This is a genomic window from Treponema sp. R8-4-B8, assembly GCF_054786175.1.
On sequence record NZ_BDHE01000480.1, the window covers coordinates 87,812 to 108,019 of the forward strand.

Genomic DNA, 20,208 nt, shown 5'->3' on the forward strand with positions numbered 1-20,208 from the left:
TTATTCTCCCAGCGGCGTCATCCGCTCGATAATATTGACTCTTGAACCGTCGTCTAACAATGTCTGCCCTTTTATGACTATTTCATCATCAGGCTCAAGTCCTTTTTGAATTTCCATTACATCGTCAATTAAAATGCCTGGGGTTACTATTGTTTTTTTTACGATGCTAATATCCGGGTTTTCTTCGTCTTTCGCTATTACATAAACAAACTGTTCCCCGAATCTGTTAATTACGGCTTGAGCCGGAATTTTTACAACATTGTTTTTCCGTTCAGTAACAACGCGAACCTTAGCGAACATTCCCGGTTTTAATTTGGAACTTGAGTCCCTTACGTTTACCCGCGCTTCCATTGTACGCGACGCCAAATCGACCGTGGGCGATACTTCGCTTATGTTTCCGCGGAACACATCGCCGGGCCACGCGTCAAGCGTAATTTCGCATGACTGGTTCATCGCTATTCTTGAAATAAACCGTTCCGCTATATTTAGCTTTATTTCAAGCGCTCCTCCGCCTGATATTCGCGCCAGAGGCACCGCCTGACTTACTGTCATTCCCACCTGGGCTGGGATCATGACGACGGTTCCGCTAATCGGAGAAGTCGCTATATTTTGACGGAATGTCATTCCGGGCCGCGAAGGATCGACGGAAGCGATTCTGCCGCCCCTGCTTACCCTGTCGCCTACGGAGACAAAAACCTCCGTTACTTTTCCCGCCGCTTCTGGATAAACGTCTATCGTCGAACCGGCTACAATGTCGCCTGAAAATGTCAGATAATCCTGTATTTGCCCTTTAACCGCGAGAGTTGTATTGACTGCGAATACCGGCACTTCTCTTGCCCTTTCAGCCGCTTTTTTATCTTTTTTGCAGCCGGAAAAGGCTAACGCCAGCGTTAATAACAGAATTACTCCGCAGATTCCGTATAATTTTTTGTTACGTGAAATATTTGTTTTCATTATTCGCTCCTTCCTGAAAGAGTTCCAAACGGGACTCCAATTGAATATTCAAGATCGATAAGACCGTTAAGATAATTAAATTGCTGTTCAAGCAGTTGAACCCGCGCCTGCCGCATGGATTGTTCCGCGTTTTGAACTTGAAAATAATCCTGCAAGCCGGCCCTGTACGCCTCTTCAGTTAGGCGGTACGACTGTTCGGCAAGCCTGACAGTCTCCGCCTGCGCCTGCGTGTTTACCCGCGTTCTTTCAAGCGATAACACGGTGTTGTAAATTTCAATTTCTGTTCCATTGATCATCTGCGCCAGTCCGATAGTGGCGGTTTTAATTTGATCGTCAAGATTTTTTATGCCCTGAAAATCGGCGCTGTAGGGGATTAAACTGTGCAGGCGCAAGCCAAAAGTTAGGGAAAAAGAGCCTGATTTTCGCCAGTCGTCGCTTGAATCGAACCAAGCGTCTTTCCACGGATCTTTTATAAACGCCGAAGTAGTGTTCCAGCCTAAAGTTAAACTTGGGGTGAGGGCGTACACTTGCGCCCTGCGCGCGCTTTGCATCATCAGTATTGTATGCCTTAATTCCTGAATGTCAGGTTTTTCTTTTGACGCTTTAGAAATCATTTCAGAAACGTCAAGCGGCACAAAATTTGTGATTTCCGGCATTGGTATCAGTTCAAAATTAACGTTGTAATCCATGCCCAGAAACATGGCAAACTGAGCCATGGCAAGTTTCATCCCGTTTTCCACCTGATCGATAACAGGCCGCATATTTTCCCTTGCCACCCGCGCCTGAAGCAATGTCAGTTCGGGAGCGAGACCCGCGTCGTAATTCGCCTGCGCCATTTGCACCTGACGCTCGGCGTTTGCGTAACTGCCGCGCATAAGTGCGATATTTTCCTGCAACAGAAGAATATTATGATACGCTTTGCGAACGTCGCGTTCCAACTGCGCCTTGGCTTTTTCATAACTTAAAAGCCCGCCCTCATAGTCAAGGCGAAGCCGTTTCATGTTCTCAAACATCGCCGCGCTGATTGTAAGAGACATTTGAATGTTAGCCGCAATGTGCCATTGGGGAGCGTCAACAGAGTAGGGGCGTACCGCGTATAAAGTGTCAGGCGGCAGATTAAATGGCGGGCCGCCAAATACATTTGCCATATCCACCGGAACCATTCCAGTAACGGTACTTGCTTCATTATCCATGGATAGAATTCCAGCAACCGTTACATTGGGAATAAACTGATTCCATGACAGATCCGAAGCGCGTTTTTTTGTCGCCATGCTTGTTCGCGAAGACTCAAGACTCAAATTGTTTTTTAGCGCAAGCTCAACAGCCTCGTCGGGGGATAACTTCATGGGAGAAGCTCCCGACTCCTGCGCCTGCAAGTTTGCACATAACGACAGGATGATTGCAAGACAGAACGGATATTTTAACCCGCCTGCATTCCGTTTTTTAAGGTTCATACATTGACTCCTTCCTTTGGTCCGCTTAACGCGCGGCCTTTATTAATCCACGGAATACAAAGTAAAAGTTTGCCTTGTATTCCAAGGCGGCACATACATTCGCTCCGCCTGATATTGCGATTAATCGCAATGTAATGTTTTTTTCTCATTGTGTAAAGCCCCCAAGCCCCTGAGTTATAAATTTATATAACATCCTAATATCATTATTTTGCGCTTTTAAATTATCAATTTTGATCATATCTTCCCGCTTAACGGAAAATATCTGAGTAGGATGCACTAAAATATTTATCAATAAAAAGCAAATCATGTGGGATATGCGCTGTTTGTCATCTTCCGCCGAGCCGCTGATTGATTCAATATCAACGTCCTCAAAAAGCCTGAAAATTTCAAGATTTTTATCCGGCCTGCCAAGATCCAGTTTGCGCGTGCGAAACCAATTCATCGCGATAAGTATTTCCGGCCTTGCCCTAAGATAAACCGCGATTGAGAAAATCCCAAGATATAACTGTTCTTCCGCTTTTACTGACAAATTAATTCCCTGCCGGGCGTATTCTATAATGCGCTTGAATTCGGTAATAAAGAGGCGGCGCAGCATATCTTTTTTATTTTTAAAATGTCCGTATAAACTGCTCTTAGAAAGCCCTAATTTTCTAGCGACCATCTCCATTGAAACGTCCCACGGGCCAGCTTCAGCCACGGCTTCGGCAACAGCCTTAAAAAATGGCTCAATCTCAGCGTTAAGCGCCATCTTGTCAATCTTGTTTTCCAAATCTTCAAAATCCGGCGATGCCTTTTGAGGGGGAAGATTAAAGCCGTTTTTAATCGTCATATTTATCAATGTAGTTATATTTTTAATATCTTCGTCAGAAGGCGGATTTTCTATTGTATTTTTTAATTTATGAAAATAAGACATTAAAAACGTGAGGGCGGCAAAAACAAGCCTTACTACTTTTTGATCGCATTTATATTTTTTTTCTATTACGCGCTCAAGCGTGCCCATGTCAACACCCCGTGATTTAAGCCTGTCGGCTATTGAATAAACTTCAAGATTGCGTTCGTAAATGTTCGTTATGGAAAAAATGAGCGCGTAAACGTTACGCGCAAAATAATCCGTAACGCATTGGACAATTATAGAAATGCCGTCATCAGCGTCGTCTGTTTGTAAAGCCCTATCAAAATCCGGGCGGACAAAATTCGCAAAATCATCCATGAATCGCTCCGTCATGGCAGATGTAAGTTCCTGTTTGCTCGCGAAATGGCGGTACAGGGCGGGCTTGCTTACTCCTAATTCTTTTGCAAGCTGTGAGAGACTGGTTTTCCTGTAAAAGTTGCGGCCCCAAACGCGGAACGCCGCATCCTCAATTTCCGTCTTTGTCAATTTAACCTCAGTTACCGACCGTTCGTTAACATAACTATAACCGACAGAAATTAAAAAAGCAACAAGGTTTTTGAAAAATTTCTTGCTTTTTTATTTTTTCTTTTTTATATTGATAAAATAAGGGGGAACGAGGGCATGAAATTGAGATATTTTTTAATTTTATTTGTCAGTTTTGTAGTTATTTACGGCTGTAAGAATACTGATGATATTATCAGCAAACACTATCAAAACGAGATGATGATTAAAGGAACATTCAAAGCCGAGTTTGATATTCGTCTTGAAAATGTCGGTTATTCAAAAAAGACCGCTAGACTGGTGGAAAGGCTTGTTTATCAAGGTAAAAATTTTGACGAGTATTTTACTCTCGCGCAAGAAGAATTTATTAAAACAATAAATGTTAATGATTTCCTGCCAATAATCGGAAAAGACGGGAATGAATATTATAATCAATCCTATTTTAATGAAAGTTATAATATCCTGCATTATAACGATTCATATATAATAATTGAATATAACAAGTACTATGTTTTTTCTTCCGCCGCCCATTCAAATATTTGGACTGAATATTTTATTATTGATATAGCGCAGGAGCGTCTTCTAGGCATAAATGATATAGCGACTCCGCTTCCCGATGATTTTTTATATGAGATGATTAAGGAAGATTACAGAGTTGATCAATTATTAAGAGACAATATATGGCCTCCTGACACAATTAATATAAATCATGACAGCGTGGAACTTGTCTGGAATGTTTATACCATAACGCCCTACTCTGACGGAATTATCAATATCGTGTTACAGAACGATTCATTTCTGACAAAAAAAGGAAAGGCGATAAAGGCAAAGATACGGTAAAAACCGCTTAACAAAAATATTTATTAGTGATATAATAATAATGTTGTTATATCTATTATTTTTAAAGGAGCGTTTTTATGGAACCGATTATTTTTCTTTCTGAACCAAAATTTTTTTTCTTGATTGCGCTTGGAGTTGTGTCGCTTGTTTATATTATCACTCTATTTTTTAAAGAAAGTGTTTTTCAATTTATATTGAAAAGCTGTCTTGTCCCCTTTATTCTGGCCGTGTATATTTCCGGCCCTAATAAACATCTTCTAACAATTATTCTGGCTCTTGTTTTCGCGTGGCTTGGCGACGTTTTACTGATAAAAATCAATAACCCGTTTTTTTTCAAGTTTGGACTCGCCAGTTTTTTAATAGGACATATTTTTTATATAATAACGATGTTTTCTTACGCCATGCCGCTTGATCATTTTCCTATTCTGATTATCAGCGTTGCCGCCGCCGTCTGTTATGGGATCATCGCGTTTAAAATGGTTAAACCGTCACCCGAAATGAAAATTCCCGTTATCGCCTACGAGACAATAATCCTAATAATGGTTATTTCAGCGTTACAACTTTTCCTAGCGCATGGCTCATGGTTTGGTATTCTTATATTCGCCGGCAGCCTCTGTTTCCTCGCTTCCGATACAATGTTGGCGCTTGTAACTTTCCGCAAGAAGCCGCTTTTTGTTTACGTGATGATAACTTATATCGCGGCTCAATTGCTTATTACTTTGGGGTTTTGTTTGTTGGGGTAGATGTGGGGGAAGGCGCTAGGTCAAAAAACAGGATTGAGTTTTCTTGTTTTTAGTTGATTTGGATGTTTTGAGATATAAGCGCATTTCTATTAATGAGCGTTAAGAGGAAATGCTTATTGATTAACACCAGAATATATAAATCCGTTTCCTGTTAAAATTATTGATAAAAATAATAAGCAAGAATTAAAAATTCACGACAATCTTGTCTCGCTTGTAGACAAAATGCTTGATCTTAAACAAAAAGAAGCCGCCAAATTGAGCGATCATTTAAAGACGGTAATATCTCGGCAAATTAACGCAGTTGATAAGGCGATTGATACTGCGGTTTATGAGTTGTATAATTTAACGGAAGATGAGATTAAGGTAGTGGAGTCGTAAAATGAATGAAAATCAATGGGCAGAGAGCGTAAAAGAATATTTATCCTCAATAAAATTTTCTGATAATATCAAGGTTGATACATTAATAAATATCCCGTATGCCTGTGAAATTGTTAAATACAAATTAGATTTTGACCCAAAGCCAGGATTGAATACGTCATTTGAAACCGATTTACTTATTTATGAACAAACTACTGATTTTATAAAGCCTCGAATTATTATTGAAGTGAAATTATCTCATGTTACAACCCATGACGCCATTGTATACAGTTATAAAGCTCAAAATCATAAAACGATAACTCCATTTATCAGATATGGAATTATTATTGGTGATAGGAAACATCACCCTCTGCCGGGTCGGTTATTCAGGCATGGCATGAACTTTGACTTTATGATGAGTTTCAAAAAAGAGGAAATTGACAAAGACGAAAAAAGGGTACTAAAAGAATTAATTGAAAAAGAACTGCGCTACTCGAATCAAATTGAAGAAATGATTTATAATAGCCGCAGTAAAAACAGAAAACATTATTTTGTTTTACAGAAGGAATTACATCTTGTTGAAATGGACAAGAATGAAGATATAAATGACCATTAATCAATCTAATACAAACCTATAAAGACGGTCAAATTCTCTCAGCACTGCTGAGAGAATTATCATAGAAAAACAAACTTCGTGAGCTCAATGAACCATATTTGCATTGAATTTGTTCTGCTTTTTTTACCATGAGTGCCCATTGACAACATCTTTACGTTTGTGTAGTATAAGGAGCAATATATGAAACCCGATAAAAAAACATTGACCAAATCCCCTTACCAAACCTTACTCAATAAAATATCCCAACGTTATATTGAAGGGCAGACACATGCTGTATTATCTGTAAATGAAAGCATCATCAATACAAACTGGAATATTGGCAAATATATTGTTGAGTATGAACAAGGTGGAAAGCAAAAGGCGCAATATGGTGTAAAACTCTTGGAAAATCTGGCAAAAGACCTGACTTTACGGCATGGCAGGGGATTCAGCCGGTCAAATCTGAACTATATGCGTCTTTTTTATCTGCTCTTTCCAATTTGTGAGACACTGTCTCACAAATTGTCATGGTCTCATTATTGCGAATTGGTAAAAATTGACGATGAAATAGAAAGGTCGTTTTATTACCAACAAAATATATTGGAAAATTGGGGCGTTAGAGAGTTAAGACGACAAAAGGATTCTGCTTTATTTCTACGTCTTGCGTCTGCCAAAGACAAGAACAAGATGCTGACCTTGTCAAAAAAGGGGCAAATAATTGAATCTCCCGAAGATTTAATAAAAGATGTGTATGTCTTTGAATTTCTCAAAATACCCGAACCTTATATTATCTCCGAGAAGGGACTTGAAACACGGTTAATTGATAACCTTCAAAACTTTCTTCTTGAACTTGGCAAAGGATTTACCTTTGTCGGGCGGCAATATCGGATAATCATTGACAATAACGTATACAAGGTTGATTTAGTTTTTTATCATCGGATACTGCGTTGTTTCGTTCTTATAGACCTCAAAATCAATGAAGTAAAACATGGCGATATAGGGCAGATGAATATGTACATGGGTTATTTTGACAATGAAGAGAACGCCGAAGACGATAATCCGCCAATAGGAATAATACTTTCAAAAGAAAAAGACGAACTTCTTGTCGAATATGCCACTTATGGGATGAACAGCCAATTGTTTGTTTCAAAATATCAGTTATATTTGCCCAATAAAGAAGAACTGAGGCAGTTATTGAATAACCAGTTAACTGAATTGAACAGTAATAAAATCGAAGAAAGAAAAAAATTGTTAAATAAAAAAAACAATAAATTAAACTATAAAAAAAGGAATACAGATCGCCATGCCCCCTAAAACCCTACAAATCCGTAACAGCACCGCCGAATTTCTCATTTTCACCAAGCAAGCAGGTGAAAACGGCAAATCCAGCGAAAGCTGGATAGAAGTCCGTGTACAGGATGGAACAATCTGGCTAAGCCAAAAACTCATAGCCACTTTGTTTGACTGCTCCACAGACAACATATCTTTGCACTTAAAAAGCATCTATGCGGAAGGTGAAATTTCAGAGTCTGCAACTACCGAGGATTTCTCGGTAGTTCAACAAGAGGGTAATCGGGAAGTTCAAAGAATAGTTAAGCATTACAACCTCGACGCCATAATCGCCGTAGGATACCGAATTAACACCAAGCGGGCTACCGCTTTCCGTCAATGGGCTACGGCGGTTCTTATGGATTATGCGTTAAGGGGTTATGTCATAGACAGGACATGTCTCGCCCCCATAACAAAGGAATTTTTTGTGTAAATGAAAATATCGTTATTTTTTCATCTATAACTAAAAAATATATTGAAACGATAAACCAATCTGGAAAAAATTATCCTCCCAATAAGGGTTTGGTGGATTTACTCTCTCTTTAGGGGGTAAAAGAATAGAATAAAGCCCTTGATGGTTGTTCGCAAAAGGTGACATCTGAATTCCAATCATAAAATGCTTATTTATTATATATTGAGGAGCGAGATAAAGAGAGCCTGTTCCAAAGTCATAACCAATATGAAGAATAAAATTATCATATCCTATGATTCCATAAGGAGCTATTGAACCCCCTGTTACAGGATGCGTATGGTTAAGAGTAGTTTTCGTAAAAAATAATCCATATAACGCTATAGTAAAATTTCCGCCAAATCCAAAACAAAATTTATTCTCTGGCGTAAACAAAACCATAGCATTAATTGTAGGACTTAACCAATTAAAAAAATATGAAGATCCGCCATAATTATATATATAATTATTATCTGAAAACTTATATGCTTCAGTTTCAGCCGCAATAAAACTAACAACTCCGCCAAGAGAAATTTTTACTGAAGGAACAAAAGCGTTTCTTTCTTCAGAACTAATAGATGATATTGGTATGGTAAAAAAAACAATCAAAAAAAAAATTCTTAGTAAATAAACCTCTATTCATATAAAAGCTCCATAATATAAAAAATTATATTCAATTTAAAAGCGTTTTGTCAATAAAAACAAACAAAAAATTCCAATTTCCTCTGTTTTTCAAATACCTATGTCATGTCGCGGTCTATGGCACACCTTATATGCTTGCCTAAAAAAGCGCAAGTTCAGCGTGGGCATGACATAATAATATCCGTACCAAAAATTTTGTATAAAAACCATGCCAATCGCCTAAACATACTATTTCACTAGGTATAATAAAATATTATCTAAAATCTATTGACATGTAAAATATTTTAATACATACTAAATATGCATAAATTTTATAAGGGAGTTTCCCTATTATATAATCAAATTGCAAGGAAGGATTGTTATGAAAGAGAAAGAAAGAGTAAAAGAGATGAATGACTTAATTCAGATGGAAAGAGATGAAGAAGCTAAACGTGAAAAAGATTTAAATGGAGTGGAGGAAAATTGTATAAAAGAAGAAGAAAAATATAATGCTAAGATAAATAAAGTTGAAGATGAAATATTAGATGATCAAGATAGAGTAGGAGCTCTTGGTAAAACAAGTTCAAAAGGTTAGTACCCTAAAAACTGGTTGTTTTTATCGGTTCACTTGAAGTTTCTCGCCTTACAGTCTGCGAAACGCGCGTTTATTCAGGCATGATATGAACTTTGACTTTATGATGAGATGAATATTTAAAAACCCCTTGACAATATCTTTACGTATGTATAGTATAAAATAACCCAATCATGATACTAAGCGCGAGCAGAAGAACTGATATTCCCTCATATTATTCGGGATGGTTTTTTAACCGAATAAAAGAAAAAATCGTTTATGTAAGAAATCCTTTTAATACGCGCCAGATCAAAGCGATAAATCTTGATCCTGAAATTGTTGATTGTATTGTTTTTTGGAGCAAGAATCCAAAGCCGATGATTGATAATCTTGATTTATTAAATGATTATAAATTTTATTTTCAATTTACCCTTACCCCGTATGAAGCGGATATTGAAACAAGACTGCCGTCCAAAATTGAAATAATTGAAACTTTTAAAAAATTATCCGACATAATTGGTCCGCAGAAAGTTATTTGGCGCTATGATCCGATTTTAATTAGCGGCAAATATAGTATTACATATCATATTGATAAATTTGAAAAATTATCAAATGCTCTTAAAGGATATACGGAAAAAGTAACAATTAGTTTTATTGATTTTTATAAAAAGATAACTGAAAATATTAAATTGTTAGAGATTACTGAAATATCAACGGAAGAAAAGAATATTATTGCCCAAAATTTTTCAGAAATAGCGAGAAATAACAATTTTTTAATTGATACGTGCGCGGAAGATATTGATCTTTTTGGATATGGCATTAGTCACGCGCGCTGCATAGACGACGGGTTAATTTCAAAAATAACAGGAAATAATTTACTTGTTGAAAAAGACAAGAATCAGCGTTTGGAATGCGGTTGCGTAAAAAGCGTTGATATAGGCGAATATAATTCATGCTATAACGGCTGCGTTTATTGTTACGCGAATCATAACAATACTATTGTTAAAAATAATATTAAAAAACATATTTCGTCATCACCGTTATTAATCGGCGATATTTGTCCTGATGACATTGTAAAAGAACGTAAAACGCGTGAAAAAACATTTCAAGAGTTTAATTACAATTGAGATTATTTCCTGGCGACAAACATCTTCTTATCCACCCCGCACATAGGACACTTGTAATCATCGGGAAGCTTTTCAAACTCTTCCTTGCTGCCTTTGTACTCGTATCCGCAGACGCTGCATTTGTATGAATAATCGGAAACGGCGTCCGCGGAATTGGTTTTCTCTTCCACATATGTAGGCGCGTTTTTAGGAGATTTTCCTTTTATCACTTTATGATAATAATCATAAGTCATAGGCGGGTCATTTGATAGATTTTCGGCTTCCTGAACTTCCGCGATAAAAATCGTGTGGGTATAGTTATCTGTAAAGCCGAGTACTTTACATTGAATGTATCCCGTCGCGCCTTCTTTTATGTATGGCATGCCGGAAGGCGTTAGGCCAAAAGGAATCTCGGAGAACTTGTCTTTTTCCCTGCTGCTTGAAAAGCCAAAAAGTCCTATAGTGCTTTCTTTAATTTTTTCAGATAAAATCGAGACGGAAAATTCGTTTGTTTTTTTTATGCAAGGATTCGTATAATTATCCTTATTGACGCAGATTGTCAAGGTTACAGGTTTTGAGGTCGCCTGTACCACAGTGTTGACAACGCAGCCGGCGAATCCTGTTTGCGATTTTTTTTCATCGTCCTTTGTACCGATGACATATAAGCCTGAAGACAGCTTAAATAATGTTGATCTATCCATGAATTACCTCTTTTTTCATTATAAACTGAAAATTTTTCTAGGGCAACCTTCGTCAAATTTATCTTGACATTATTAACAGATTACTATAAATTATAAGGAATTCAATGATTTTAAGGGGTAAATAAATGAAAAAGATTGCGGTTGTTTTTTCTGTTTTAGCGGTTGTCGCGGTTTTATTCGCCGGCTGTTCAAAAGATTCGGGCAGTATGACGATTAAAAAAGGCGTTTTAATGGTCGGTATGGAGATTGGTTATCCCCCAATGGAATATATGGCGGATGACGGCGTTACTCCCATTGGTTTTGACGTAAGCTTTAGTAAGGCTCTCGCTCAAAAAATGGGGCTTGAAGTTCAGTTTGTGGATACGGCATGGGATGGTATTTTTGCCGCGGTTAATACAAAGAAGTTTGACTGTATTATCTCCTCGGTGACAATCAATCCCGCGCGGCTTGCGGCGCATAATTTCAGCAAACCGTATATTCAAAATACCTTAGCCATTGTTATGCCTAAGGATTCAAAGTATAAAGTGCGCTCTCCAGAGGACCTTGCGGGGCTTGGCGTATCTTATCAGGAAGAAACAACGTCCGACAGTTACATGACGGAACTAGCGGAAAGCGGGTTGCTGTTTACGCCTTATGAATATGACAAAGTAATGTACTGTTTTGACGAACTGCGCCTTGGCCGCGTGGATGCCATCATGACCGATCTTCTGGTCGCTTATGAATATGTAGCGCGCTCTGACTTCTATGAAATTGTCTGGCAGGGCGGAGAGGAAGAGTTCGGCGTTTGTATGAGGAATGGAAACGACGCTTTAACTCAGGCGATAGACAAGGCGCTGGATGAACTTTTCGCGGAAGGAACCATGTTGAAAATATCAAAAGAAATTTTTAATGGAATGGATCTGGTTTCACCGGTACGGCGATAAAGGTTAATGGAAACTTTAAGAACAATTGTTTTTTCATGGACGCCCCAGCTTTTAAGAGGCGCTAGAGTAACTATCGCGCTGACGGTATCGGCTGTCAGCGCCGGGCTTATTCTCAGCCTCTTTTTGGCGTTGGGGAAGATGTCAAAGAATATAGTAATAAATAAAATTTGCAGCGCATACGTGTTCTTTTTCAGGGGGACTCCGCTTTTAATGCAGCTCTATTTTGTTTATTACGCTCTTCCAATGATTCTTCCGGCGCTGACAATTAACAGCCGCTTCCTTGCGGCATTTATCGCTTACTCGCTAAACGCGGGCGCTTACTGCGCGGAAATAATCAGGGCGGCGATTCAAAGCATCGATAAAGGGCAGTTTGAAGCTTCCCGCGCATTGGGATTATCTTACGCGCAAACAATGCGCCTTGTAATCATCCCCCAGTCCATCCGCAGATTAATTCCCCCTGTCGGCAATGAATTTATCATGATGCTGAAAGACGCTTCTTTGGTTTCCATGATTGCGTTAGTTGACATTACGAAGGCTACAAGGAATATCGAAGGCTCCACAAGATCGGCTCTTGTATACATTCCCGCCATGATTCTGTATTTGATCATCACGGCGGTATTCTCTTATGTCTTCCGTAAGGCGGAAAATAAATATTCGGTGTACGAGTGAGCCTGTTATGTCAATGATAAAAACCGTAGAAATAAACAAGACTTTTCATGGCAGTAACGGGCGCGGGCCGCTTGAGGTGTTAAAAAAAGTTTCATTAACTGTTGAACAAAGTGAAGTTGTGTGCATAATCGGGCCGTCCGGCGCGGGCAAATCGACGTATCTTCGCACCCTTAACAGGCTGGAAACTATTGACGAGGGGCAAATATTTATCGAAGACAATTTGCTTTTTGACTGCCATAACGGAGTCAATAATGTAAAAATGCACAATGACGAGCGGAATAAAATTCTTTTGGAAGTGGGAATGGTTTTTCAGCGTTTTAATCTTTTCCCCCACAGAACCGCGCTGGAAAACGTGATGCTAGCTCCTCACAATGTCCGCAAACTGCCCCTTTCTCAGGCGCGGGCAAAATCCGAGCAGATACTTGAGCGGGTTGGTTTAAGCGATAAAATTAACGCGTACCCTTCGCAGCTTTCAGGCGGTCAGCAGCAGCGCGTAGCGATTGCCCGCGCGCTTGCCATGGAGCCAAGAATAATGCTCTTTGATGAGCCGACATCCGCCCTTGATCCCGAACTAGTCGGCGAGGTACTGGCAGTCATGAAACAGCTTGCCTCAGGCGGCATGACGATGCTTGTAGTTTCCCATGAAATGGGCTTTGCGCGAGAAGTGGCAAATAGGGTAGTGTTCATGTTTGAAGGCTCCATTTTGGAAATTGGCACTCCCGAACAGTTATTTACCAACCCCTCAAACGACAGAACAAGGCAATTTTTACAGAGCGTTCTGTAATTCATTCTTGCTTGAAATATTAAAATAGTTTATAATAATGGCGTGAATATAGCTCTTTTTAGCGATTGTTATACTCCTCAAGTGAACGGAGTTGTTACGGTTGTTAGGACGCTCAAGACTGAATTGGAAAAACAGGGGCATAATGTCTATGTGTTTACAGTCCATCATCCTGACGCGGCGGAAGAAAAAAATGTTTTTCGCACAAGCTCGTCAATTCAATTTAAAAATGAACCTCAGCATCGGATAGGTTTTTTTATCGCCGAGCAGGTGATAAAAAAAGTCCGATCCCTTAACATTGACATTATTCACGCGCATACGGAGTTCAGCCTGTATCTTGCCTCGCGTATTGTAAGCCGCAAACTTAAAATTCCCTCGATTCATACCATGCACACTTTTTATAAGGACTATTTAAATTATACGCCGTTCCTTTTGGAGCTTTATTTTAGAAAAAATTTGGGCGCGTATTTTCGTCAGATTTTACGCAGTCAAAAGTGCATAATAGCGCCTTCAAGAAAAATAAAAAATTTTCTTGAAGAAATAAAGCTGCCTATGCCGATACATATAGTTCCAAACGGGATTGATCTTTCGCTTTTTTATGAACATTCAGAAAATATAAACAAGGATTCAATTAATTTTCGAAAGACGCACAATATTACAGATGACGATGAATTGATCGTCTTTGTAGGACGGTTGGGAAGCGAAAAAAATATTGTAACGCTAATCGAAAATTTTAAGGAGCTTCATTCGCGCAGAAATAATGTTAAATTGATGCTTGTAGGCGACGGTCCTGATAAAAAATCATTGCAGGAAAAATGTTACGAGACGGGTCTTGCGAATTCAGTCGTGTTTACCGGGTATCTGCGCTGGCCGGACGAAATACGCCAGGTTTACACGGCGGCGGATATTTTTATGAGCGCGTCGCACAGTGAAGTTCACCCGATTACATTTATCGAAGCGATGGCGGCGGGGCTTCCCATTGTTGCCGCCGCCGATCCAAGCATTGAAGGAATGGTAGTAAACGGCGATAACGGCTGGGCTGTAGAAAATGATAAAATGATGTGGGAGAAGGCCATTGATATTTTATCAGATAAGAATAAAAAAGTAAAAATGGGAAAACGCTCCGAAGAAATATCAAGGACTTATTCAGTTGATAATTTTATCAGAAGAATGATTGACGTTTATGAGGAGTACCGGAAACGGTAATAACCGTTTTAAAGGCGGTTTTGCGCCAATACTTTAATAAAATCGCCGCAGTCAGGACAATTCGACATATTGACAGATTTTTTAAAATTTTATAGTATACTTCCATTAAATAAAATCATGGGGAAAATATGAATTTGGAAAAACTTAAAGAAAAAATTGATTCTACTGAAATTGTAGAAGAATTGGCTGTTTTATCAAACAAGGTTTTTAATAAAAGCAGTGATGACGCAAAAAAAGTTATCGAAATGTTTATTACAAAGTCATATTTAATGGGGAAGAAAAATATGATAAAAACAATCGATGACTGATAAGCCTCGTTATATGCCGTACTGCTGTTTTTTCTGTTCAGCTTTCTTTAACGTTTCGCTTATTCTGTTTAGTAAAATTGACTGCTCGCAAGGCTTAGTAATGTAATCAAACGCGCCAAGCTCATACGCTCTTTCTTTCGCATTCTCTTCTTCCAATGACGTATAAAACATTATTGGAGTGAATTTTAAAGCCGCAATATCACTAATTCTATCGAATACTATCCAACCGTCCATTATAGGCATTAAAATATCAAGCATTATTAAATCCGGAATAATCTGGCTTTTATTTAAAAATTCTAATGCTTCTTCACCTGATTTAAGCATAAATACATCATATTCATCTTTTAACGACAATTCAGTGATAGAAAGATGAATCTCATCATCATCAACCAAGAGAACTTTTTTACGCGAATTAATGTCTTTAGCCATTTAATAACTCCTAAATTAATGCTTTTTGTTAATACAAAAATTAATTTCACTAATATAATATACAATTTACAAAATTATTATTGTTTTGTCAATATAAAATTATTATTCTTTTATGCTATACATGCGTATAGTTAAAAATACTGAAATTCTCACTTTTATTAAAATTTTAAGCATAATTCATAAATATAATGGTAGTATGTGCCATTAATACAACAGATACTATTGCGGTAAGCGACAATAAAACATCGTCTATTTCGCGATAATTACGATAAAATTGATAAAGTTATTGAATTTGTCATGTATTTTACTTATTTTCATTATAAATCTGCGTGATTATCTCTTCCATTGGCAGTTCTTTTACTGCAATGTCAGATAACGCAATCCTGCTTGAAAGAAACTTAATAAAATCGCCGATTGCAATTTTTGAAGCGTCAACTTCTAAAGTTATTTCCAGCGGTGATTTTTGTTCAAGTACCCTTACGTTGTCGGGAAGAACCGCCTCATTGTCAAACGGCTGTTCAAGCGTAAGCTCGACAATCTTTTTCTCCCCAAGATTTAACTGTAATTTTTGCAATGTGTCATCAAAGACCTTTTTCCCGTGGTTTATAACTATCACATTATCGGCAAGTTGTTTTACGTCTTCCAAATCGTGGGTGGTAAGAATAAAAGTTGTGCCTGTTTTGTTAATGTTCAGGATAAACTCACGGATCTTTGCCTTTGCTATAACGTCAAGCCCGATTGTAGGCTCGTCCAAGAAGACAATTTTCGGCTTGTGGAGCATTGCCATAATAAATTCACACTTCATTCGCTCGCCGAGAGACAGAACCCTTGTCGGTTTGTGCATGACTTCTTTAACCTCAAACATTTCGGTTAATTCATCAAGTCGCGATTTGTAGTACGCTTGAGTTATCCCGTATATTGCCCGGTTCATGTTGAAACTGTCAATCGGAGGAATGTCCCAGATTAACTGGGAACGCTGTCCGAATACCGCTCCGATTTCCCGCACATACCTTTTGCGTTCTTTGCTGGGCGAGTATCCCATAACGTTAATTTCCCCTGAAGTAGGGTAGAGCGCTCCGCAGAGCATTTTTATCGTGGTGGATTTGCCCGCCCCGTTAGGGCCTAACATTCCGCAGATAGCGCCTTCTTTAACTGTAAACGTAATATCATCAACAGCGTTGACAATGACTTTTTCCCTTTTGAAAAAACTCCGCAAAGTTTCCTTCACGCCGCTTCCTCGTTTGAAAGTGGTATAAGTTTTAACAAGATTATTAACTTTTATTATACTCATCAGCCGCCGACTCCTTCGTATTCTTTGATCATATATTGATACAGCCATATTCCTAAGCACATGAACAGTACGCACGGGATAACCGCAATTAATACAAACGGCTCAAGCCGTCCCAATAACGCGCTTGCGGGATAAAAGCCAATCATGCCTACAGGGATAATAAATGACGCAAGCGTTTTTATTGTCCGTGGAAAAATAGACAGCGGATATTTCCCAAATCCCAGTATGCTGTCTAAAATGTCAGGTAAGCGCGAATTTCCTACCCACTTAAAAGATGTTGCCGCCATAATCATTTGAAACCCGCTCATTACGGCGAATCCTCCCGCGAATAACAGTAAAAATTGACCGATAGCGGCAAGCGAAACAAAGTCTGCGTGCGCTATCGCAATGCCGAACATTACGCCGCCGCCGATTATAAGCCCGATACTTCCAGTGTCAAAATTGGTCGCGATTAAAAAGAAAAGCGGGTTCATTGGGCGTAAAAGGACGACTTCAAAACTGCCTTCCCGTATGTACTGCATTGTTGACCATAACACATTATTGAATACGACGCACGCAAGCCCCATCGAAAGTGTAAAAATAGATTGTATTAATAAAACTTCGTAAAAATTCCACCCGGGAAAACTTGCTCCCGAATTGTAAATTAGTATTGTCGTTAAAGGAAACAGCAAGTTATAACACAATGATATTAACATTGAAAGCGCAAAATTAAGCCTGTAGATCAACGCCCTAGACATTGCAGTTGTTATACAAGTTTTATAAATACCCAAAAATCTTTTCATTTTCAATTCCTAATCACTAATTTTCTAACTATTAATCACTATCCACTATTCACGCTCCAACCGCCGTGAACTTTTTCATAGCCAAACTGTACAAAAATTCGGATACAAGGAATAAACATAAAAGCGCCAAAGCCTGAAGACCTACCACCGCTGGAATTGATAATTCAATATCACCTAACGTGTATTTCCCGATAAATACCATCGCAGGAACATAAGACGTGTACTGGAAGGGCAGAAAAAATTGAATAATTTGCAATGGCTTAGGGAAAAAAGTAAGGGGAATAAAAGCGCCTGAAAATACTCCGGAAAGAATATTGTAAAAATGGCGTAACCCCTCAGAATCAACAATCCAAAATGACGCTATGCCTATGATGTAGCTTATATAAAAGAAAATAAAATAGGCGATAAGTATCGAAAGCGCGGTCCATGGTATGCTGGACGGCATCATATTAACTTTGAATAGCAGGGTAAATATTATGGCGCAGGGTAAGGCTTCTAAAAGGGTTCCTAGCACCCGGTGTCCAATTTTTTGAGAGAGGGCGAAAAAGGGGTGATGAATCGGACGGAGAGCGAATGTTAAAAATTTGCCAGTGCGTATTAACATGGACAAATTCCAGTCAGCGGAATCCCATGTCATGTAACCAATCAGCGTCATTATGCCAAAGTAACGGATTATCTGCAAATACTCGATTCCCCTTATTACCCCATCACCGCTGTAAACGGCAGTCCAAGTAAAGTACTGCACGATAAAGTAAACGGGACCAACAAAGATCGAAATCATCATGTGAGAACGATAAACTAAATACTCTTTAATTGTAGCAAACGCTATCGCTTTGCATGTGTCGAGTTTTTGTTTAAACTTGTTCACGTAACGTTCCTTTTTATATCAATCCCGACCAAATAATATTATGTACGTTGAAAAGCGCCCGTGAGAACCAGCCTTCTTTCGCGAACGGGACAATCCACGCGGCGACAAGCTCTTCTTTCGGATCAATGTACAGAGAACACGCTCCAGAACCTTCATGCATGAAAGTGCCTTGGGAGAATGTAAAGGCGGGACCGTTTCGCATGTCAAAACCGACGCCGTAGTACCGTTCTTTTTCTTTTGCGTTCCAGCAAAAATTAGGAAGAGCGCTGACAATGTTTGTCATTTTTTCCATTGCTTTCCTGCCAAGGATGCGCACGCCGTTTAACGTGCCGCCAAAGAGCGTCATGTTCCCAAAACGGTTTAAATCGTAAACCGTCGAATTAAGACCGCCCCCGGTACCGGGAATATTTAGTATTTCTCCAATCCATTGAGGCTCATAAGTTCCGTTTATCGTGGCGTTTACGTATTTTTCAAGCTCTTCATCCGAAACGATATACCGCTTTGCCATTTCCACCGTTACGTCAAAAGACGTGTCCTTCATACCCAACGGTTTGCAGATATTGTCCTCGATAAATTTGTGAGCTGACATTCCGGTTAATTTTTCGATAACCGCTCCAAGAATGACAAAACCAAAACTGCAATATGCCCACTCGGTATCGGGCTTGACTCTAAAGCCGTTGCCGATTGTGCTTAAAGCGGCTGTTAGCCAGTCAAAATCTTTTTTCTTAGCGGGCTTGCAAAGATTGTATGCGTCTTCTATCAATTTCCAGTAGTTGCTTTGGTATTTGTTTTCAAAACAACCGCCGTCCGCGTGCAAACCTGAAGTATGGGTTAAAAGTTGAAACAGCGTAACGCCGTTATAAGACGGCGTATTGAATTGCGGCAAAATTTCGCCCACCGGAACATCCAGCCGCGTATAGCCGTCTTCGACAAGTTTCATTATGGCGACTGCCGTAAATACCTTGGTAATAGAGGCTACATATCTTGTAGAATCAGGCTGAACCGGAGTATTATCGTCCTTACGGAAAGACTTTTTCCCCACTCCGCCATGAGCGAAAATCTTTCCCATTCGTGATATGCAGTAGGTAGCGCATTGTATCTCGCCGTCATCAATGACGCGCTGCAAGTGGCTGTTCAGCACGTCAAGCCGTTTTTCATCATAGCCAACCTCGCTTGGCTTACAATCCGTTTTTCCTTGCGTGTATAGCATTTTAATTCTCCTTATAACAGGAATTTATCAAATTCAAAAATAATTAAATGAACATTTTTGATCATTTTTAACTATTTTATTTCTAACTAAATTGATAATTTTTTTTCCAAAGCTGACATTCGATATAGTGATAGTTATATTTTTGATCAATTACCACAAAAACTCTTTCCCATTCGGTAAATTTATTTTGTTCCATTTGTTTTGCAAAAATAGGACCTTCTTTCCAACTACAGTTTTTTCCTCTTTATTTATTATACTTTTGTTTTATCATAAAACAATCATTTAAGTGAACAATTTGATGACGTGTTATAGGCATATTTATTAATCCAAGTATGCTTTTCTTTCCCCAAAAATCCAATAACCAGATTGATTTTGGATTGCTTGTTACGCCTCCATTTTGTTTTATTCTTTCAAGCTGTTCTTTTTCAACTTTTCTTTTTATATCACTAAATCTAATAGCTTTAATTATTTTTTGCGTAGATTTTCCGACCTTTACCCTATAATCTTTTAATTCTTTTATATTTATACTTTTATTGAATGATTTTATTTCAGAATATGTCATTGCATTGCCGGTGTCTTTAATTTTTATATTCAATTTTGTTTGAATATATTTATTAAATATCGTTTCT

At 38.6% G+C, this 20,208-nt stretch carries 24 protein-coding genes and 1 pseudogene; 13 read left to right on the forward strand and 12 right to left on the reverse strand.

What is annotated here, in order from left to right; genetic code table 11:
* From ACYVRA_RS09985 to ACYVRA_RS10000, 4 genes are read right to left on the reverse strand one after another with little or no spacing between them, the layout of a single operon-like run.
* Window positions 1-954, reverse strand: a complete 954-nt coding sequence (locus tag ACYVRA_RS09985) for an efflux RND transporter periplasmic adaptor subunit (protein ID WP_461252551.1) — start codon at window positions 952-954, stop codon at window positions 1-3.
* Window positions 954-2,408: a TolC family protein gene (locus tag ACYVRA_RS09990; protein WP_461252552.1), complete on the reverse strand. Its 1,455-nt coding sequence runs from the start codon at window positions 2,406-2,408 to the stop codon at window positions 954-956. The genes ACYVRA_RS09985 and ACYVRA_RS09990 overlap by 1 nt, the downstream gene beginning before the upstream one ends.
* Entirely contained in the window at window positions 2,405-2,557 is a 153-nt protein-coding gene (locus ACYVRA_RS09995) for a hypothetical protein (protein ID WP_461252553.1), read from the reverse strand. The genes ACYVRA_RS09990 and ACYVRA_RS09995 overlap by 4 nt, the downstream gene beginning before the upstream one ends.
* Complete coding sequence (locus ACYVRA_RS10000) at window positions 2,554-3,786, reverse strand: TetR/AcrR family transcriptional regulator (protein WP_461252554.1); 1,233 nt, start codon at window positions 3,784-3,786, stop codon at window positions 2,554-2,556. Before ACYVRA_RS10000 ends, ACYVRA_RS09995 begins: the two co-directional genes overlap by 4 nt.
* Before the next feature lie 135 nt (window positions 3,787-3,921).
* On the opposite strand from ACYVRA_RS10000, the gene ACYVRA_RS10005 reads away from it, so the two are divergent.
* The 6 genes from ACYVRA_RS10005 (at window position 3,922) to ACYVRA_RS10030 (ending at window position 8,098) form a co-directional block, all read left to right on the forward strand.
* Window positions 3,922-4,641 carry a hypothetical protein gene (locus ACYVRA_RS10005; protein ID WP_461252555.1) on the forward strand — a complete coding sequence of 240 codons (720 nt, stop codon included), beginning with the start codon at window positions 3,922-3,924 and terminating at the stop codon, window positions 4,639-4,641.
* Between the two features lie 77 nt (window positions 4,642-4,718).
* A complete protein-coding gene (locus ACYVRA_RS10010) occupies window positions 4,719-5,384 on the forward strand; it encodes a lysoplasmalogenase (protein WP_461252556.1) in 666 nt (221 codons plus the stop codon).
* Window positions 5,385-5,606: 222 nt separating this feature from the next.
* On the forward strand, window positions 5,607-5,762 hold the full coding sequence (locus tag ACYVRA_RS10015) for a hypothetical protein (RefSeq protein WP_461252557.1): 156 nt from the start codon (window positions 5,607-5,609) through the stop codon (window positions 5,760-5,762).
* Window position 5,763: 1 nt separating this feature from the next.
* Window positions 5,764-6,357: a hypothetical protein gene (locus ACYVRA_RS10020; protein WP_461252558.1), complete on the forward strand. Its 594-nt coding sequence runs from the start codon at window positions 5,764-5,766 to the stop codon at window positions 6,355-6,357.
* Window positions 6,358-6,537: 180 nt separating this feature from the next.
* Complete coding sequence (locus ACYVRA_RS10025; RefSeq protein ID WP_461252559.1) at window positions 6,538-7,650, forward strand: PDDEXK nuclease domain-containing protein; 1,113 nt, start codon at window positions 6,538-6,540, stop codon at window positions 7,648-7,650.
* Complete coding sequence (locus ACYVRA_RS10030; RefSeq protein ID WP_461252560.1) at window positions 7,640-8,098, forward strand: virulence RhuM family protein; 459 nt, start codon at window positions 7,640-7,642, stop codon at window positions 8,096-8,098. The genes ACYVRA_RS10025 and ACYVRA_RS10030 overlap by 11 nt, the downstream gene beginning before the upstream one ends.
* Window positions 8,099-8,128: 30 nt before the next feature.
* Here ACYVRA_RS10030 and ACYVRA_RS10035 read toward each other — a convergent pair whose 3' ends face one another.
* Window positions 8,129-8,722, reverse strand: a complete 594-nt coding sequence (locus tag ACYVRA_RS10035; protein ID WP_461252561.1) for a hypothetical protein — start codon at window positions 8,720-8,722, stop codon at window positions 8,129-8,131.
* A 394-nt stretch (window positions 8,723-9,116) separates the two neighbouring features.
* Here ACYVRA_RS10035 and ACYVRA_RS10040 point away from each other — a divergent pair, with 394 nt between their 5' ends.
* Both ACYVRA_RS10040 and ACYVRA_RS10045 read left to right on the forward strand, forming a co-directional pair.
* Window positions 9,117-9,329 carry a hypothetical protein gene (locus tag ACYVRA_RS10040; RefSeq protein WP_461252562.1) on the forward strand — a complete coding sequence of 71 codons (213 nt, stop codon included), beginning with the start codon at window positions 9,117-9,119 and terminating at the stop codon, window positions 9,327-9,329.
* A gap of 170 nt (window positions 9,330-9,499) precedes the next feature.
* The gene (locus ACYVRA_RS10045; RefSeq protein ID WP_461252563.1) at window positions 9,500-10,432 is read left to right on the forward strand and encodes a DUF1848 domain-containing protein; all 933 of its coding nucleotides are present in this window, start codon (window positions 9,500-9,502) and stop codon (window positions 10,430-10,432) included.
* A gap of 2 nt (window positions 10,433-10,434) precedes the next feature.
* Here the strand turns inward: ACYVRA_RS10045 and ACYVRA_RS10050 are convergent, their stop codons facing one another.
* Window positions 10,435-11,112 (reverse strand): flavin reductase, encoded by a 678-nt coding sequence (locus tag ACYVRA_RS10050; RefSeq protein WP_461252564.1) that lies wholly within the window; start codon window positions 11,110-11,112, stop codon window positions 10,435-10,437.
* Window positions 11,113-11,237: 125 nt separating this feature from the next.
* Between ACYVRA_RS10050 and ACYVRA_RS10055 the strand changes: the two genes are divergently transcribed.
* The 5 genes from ACYVRA_RS10055 to ACYVRA_RS10075 all read left to right on the forward strand — a co-directional run bounded on the left by ACYVRA_RS10055 (window position 11,238) and on the right by ACYVRA_RS10075 (window position 14,999).
* Window positions 11,238-12,035 carry a substrate-binding periplasmic protein gene (locus ACYVRA_RS10055; protein ID WP_461252565.1) on the forward strand — a complete coding sequence of 266 codons (798 nt, stop codon included), beginning with the start codon at window positions 11,238-11,240 and terminating at the stop codon, window positions 12,033-12,035.
* A 6-nt stretch (window positions 12,036-12,041) separates the two neighbouring features.
* Window positions 12,042-12,704 carry an amino acid ABC transporter permease gene (locus ACYVRA_RS10060; protein ID WP_461252566.1) on the forward strand — a complete coding sequence of 221 codons (663 nt, stop codon included), beginning with the start codon at window positions 12,042-12,044 and terminating at the stop codon, window positions 12,702-12,704.
* Between the two features lie 7 nt (window positions 12,705-12,711).
* A complete protein-coding gene (locus tag ACYVRA_RS10065) occupies window positions 12,712-13,488 on the forward strand; it encodes an amino acid ABC transporter ATP-binding protein (RefSeq protein ID WP_461252567.1) in 777 nt (258 codons plus the stop codon).
* A gap of 42 nt (window positions 13,489-13,530) precedes the next feature.
* Window positions 13,531-14,691 (forward strand): glycosyltransferase, encoded by a 1,161-nt coding sequence (locus tag ACYVRA_RS10070; protein ID WP_461252568.1) that lies wholly within the window; start codon window positions 13,531-13,533, stop codon window positions 14,689-14,691.
* Window positions 14,692-14,819: 128 nt separating this feature from the next.
* A complete protein-coding gene (locus ACYVRA_RS10075) occupies window positions 14,820-14,999 on the forward strand; it encodes a hypothetical protein (protein ID WP_461252569.1) in 180 nt (59 codons plus the stop codon).
* Between the two features lie 9 nt (window positions 15,000-15,008).
* Here the strand turns inward: ACYVRA_RS10075 and ACYVRA_RS10080 are convergent, their stop codons facing one another.
* The 6 genes and pseudogenes from ACYVRA_RS10080 to ACYVRA_RS10105 form a co-directional block, all read right to left on the reverse strand.
* Window positions 15,009-15,428 carry a response regulator gene (locus ACYVRA_RS10080; RefSeq protein ID WP_461252570.1) on the reverse strand — a complete coding sequence of 140 codons (420 nt, stop codon included), beginning with the start codon at window positions 15,426-15,428 and terminating at the stop codon, window positions 15,009-15,011.
* Between the two features lie 304 nt (window positions 15,429-15,732).
* Window positions 15,733-16,719: an ABC transporter ATP-binding protein gene (locus ACYVRA_RS10085; RefSeq protein WP_461252571.1), complete on the reverse strand. Its 987-nt coding sequence runs from the start codon at window positions 16,717-16,719 to the stop codon at window positions 15,733-15,735.
* Window positions 16,719-17,501, reverse strand: a complete 783-nt coding sequence (locus ACYVRA_RS10090) for an ABC transporter permease (RefSeq protein ID WP_461252572.1) — start codon at window positions 17,499-17,501, stop codon at window positions 16,719-16,721. The genes ACYVRA_RS10085 and ACYVRA_RS10090 overlap by 1 nt, the downstream gene beginning before the upstream one ends.
* A gap of 49 nt (window positions 17,502-17,550) precedes the next feature.
* Window positions 17,551-18,369, reverse strand: coding sequence for an ABC transporter permease (locus ACYVRA_RS10095; protein ID WP_461252573.1), 819 nt, complete (start codon window positions 18,367-18,369; stop codon window positions 17,551-17,553).
* A gap of 13 nt (window positions 18,370-18,382) precedes the next feature.
* Window positions 18,383-19,579 carry a serine hydrolase domain-containing protein gene (locus tag ACYVRA_RS10100; protein WP_461252574.1) on the reverse strand — a complete coding sequence of 399 codons (1,197 nt, stop codon included), beginning with the start codon at window positions 19,577-19,579 and terminating at the stop codon, window positions 18,383-18,385.
* A gap of 244 nt (window positions 19,580-19,823) precedes the next feature.
* Window positions 19,824-20,208, reverse strand: a pseudogene (locus tag ACYVRA_RS10105) (hypothetical protein); the annotation flags it as partial.

What these genes read in the sequence shown, in the direction of transcription:
- ACYVRA_RS10050 (WP_461252564.1), bottom strand. Translation starts at nt 11,112, where the DNA reads ATGGATAGATCAACATTATTTAAGCTGTCTTCAGGCTTATATGTCATC.
- ACYVRA_RS10090 (WP_461252572.1), bottom strand. Translation starts at nt 17,501, where the DNA reads ATGAAAAGATTTTTGGGTATTTATAAAACTTGTATAACAACTGCAATG.
- ACYVRA_RS10060 (WP_461252566.1), top strand. Translation starts at nt 12,042, where the DNA reads ATGGAAACTTTAAGAACAATTGTTTTTTCATGGACGCCCCAGCTTTTA.
- ACYVRA_RS10045 (WP_461252563.1), top strand. Translation starts at nt 9,500, where the DNA reads ATGATACTAAGCGCGAGCAGAAGAACTGATATTCCCTCATATTATTCG.
- ACYVRA_RS09990 (WP_461252552.1), bottom strand. Translation starts at nt 2,408, where the DNA reads ATGAACCTTAAAAAACGGAATGCAGGCGGGTTAAAATATCCGTTCTGT.
- ACYVRA_RS10010 (WP_461252556.1), top strand. Translation starts at nt 4,719, where the DNA reads ATGGAACCGATTATTTTTCTTTCTGAACCAAAATTTTTTTTCTTGATT.
- ACYVRA_RS10080 (WP_461252570.1), bottom strand. Translation starts at nt 15,428, where the DNA reads ATGGCTAAAGACATTAATTCGCGTAAAAAAGTTCTCTTGGTTGATGAT.
- ACYVRA_RS10030 (WP_461252560.1), top strand. Translation starts at nt 7,640, where the DNA reads ATGCCCCCTAAAACCCTACAAATCCGTAACAGCACCGCCGAATTTCTC.
- ACYVRA_RS09985 (WP_461252551.1), bottom strand. Translation starts at nt 954, where the DNA reads ATGAAAACAAATATTTCACGTAACAAAAAATTATACGGAATCTGCGGA.
- ACYVRA_RS10075 (WP_461252569.1), top strand. Translation starts at nt 14,820, where the DNA reads ATGAATTTGGAAAAACTTAAAGAAAAAATTGATTCTACTGAAATTGTA.
- ACYVRA_RS10085 (WP_461252571.1), bottom strand. Translation starts at nt 16,719, where the DNA reads ATGAGTATAATAAAAGTTAATAATCTTGTTAAAACTTATACCACTTTC.
- ACYVRA_RS10100 (WP_461252574.1), bottom strand. Translation starts at nt 19,579, where the DNA reads ATGCTATACACGCAAGGAAAAACGGATTGTAAGCCAAGCGAGGTTGGC.
- ACYVRA_RS10065 (WP_461252567.1), top strand. Translation starts at nt 12,712, where the DNA reads ATGTCAATGATAAAAACCGTAGAAATAAACAAGACTTTTCATGGCAGT.
- ACYVRA_RS10015 (WP_461252557.1), top strand. Translation starts at nt 5,607, where the DNA reads ATGCTTGATCTTAAACAAAAAGAAGCCGCCAAATTGAGCGATCATTTA.
- ACYVRA_RS10025 (WP_461252559.1), top strand. Translation starts at nt 6,538, where the DNA reads ATGAAACCCGATAAAAAAACATTGACCAAATCCCCTTACCAAACCTTA.
- ACYVRA_RS10020 (WP_461252558.1), top strand. Translation starts at nt 5,764, where the DNA reads ATGAATGAAAATCAATGGGCAGAGAGCGTAAAAGAATATTTATCCTCA.
- ACYVRA_RS10040 (WP_461252562.1), top strand. Translation starts at nt 9,117, where the DNA reads ATGAAAGAGAAAGAAAGAGTAAAAGAGATGAATGACTTAATTCAGATG.
- ACYVRA_RS10055 (WP_461252565.1), top strand. Translation starts at nt 11,238, where the DNA reads ATGAAAAAGATTGCGGTTGTTTTTTCTGTTTTAGCGGTTGTCGCGGTT.
- ACYVRA_RS09995 (WP_461252553.1), bottom strand. Translation starts at nt 2,557, where the DNA reads ATGAGAAAAAAACATTACATTGCGATTAATCGCAATATCAGGCGGAGC.
- ACYVRA_RS10005 (WP_461252555.1), top strand. Translation starts at nt 3,922, where the DNA reads ATGAAATTGAGATATTTTTTAATTTTATTTGTCAGTTTTGTAGTTATT.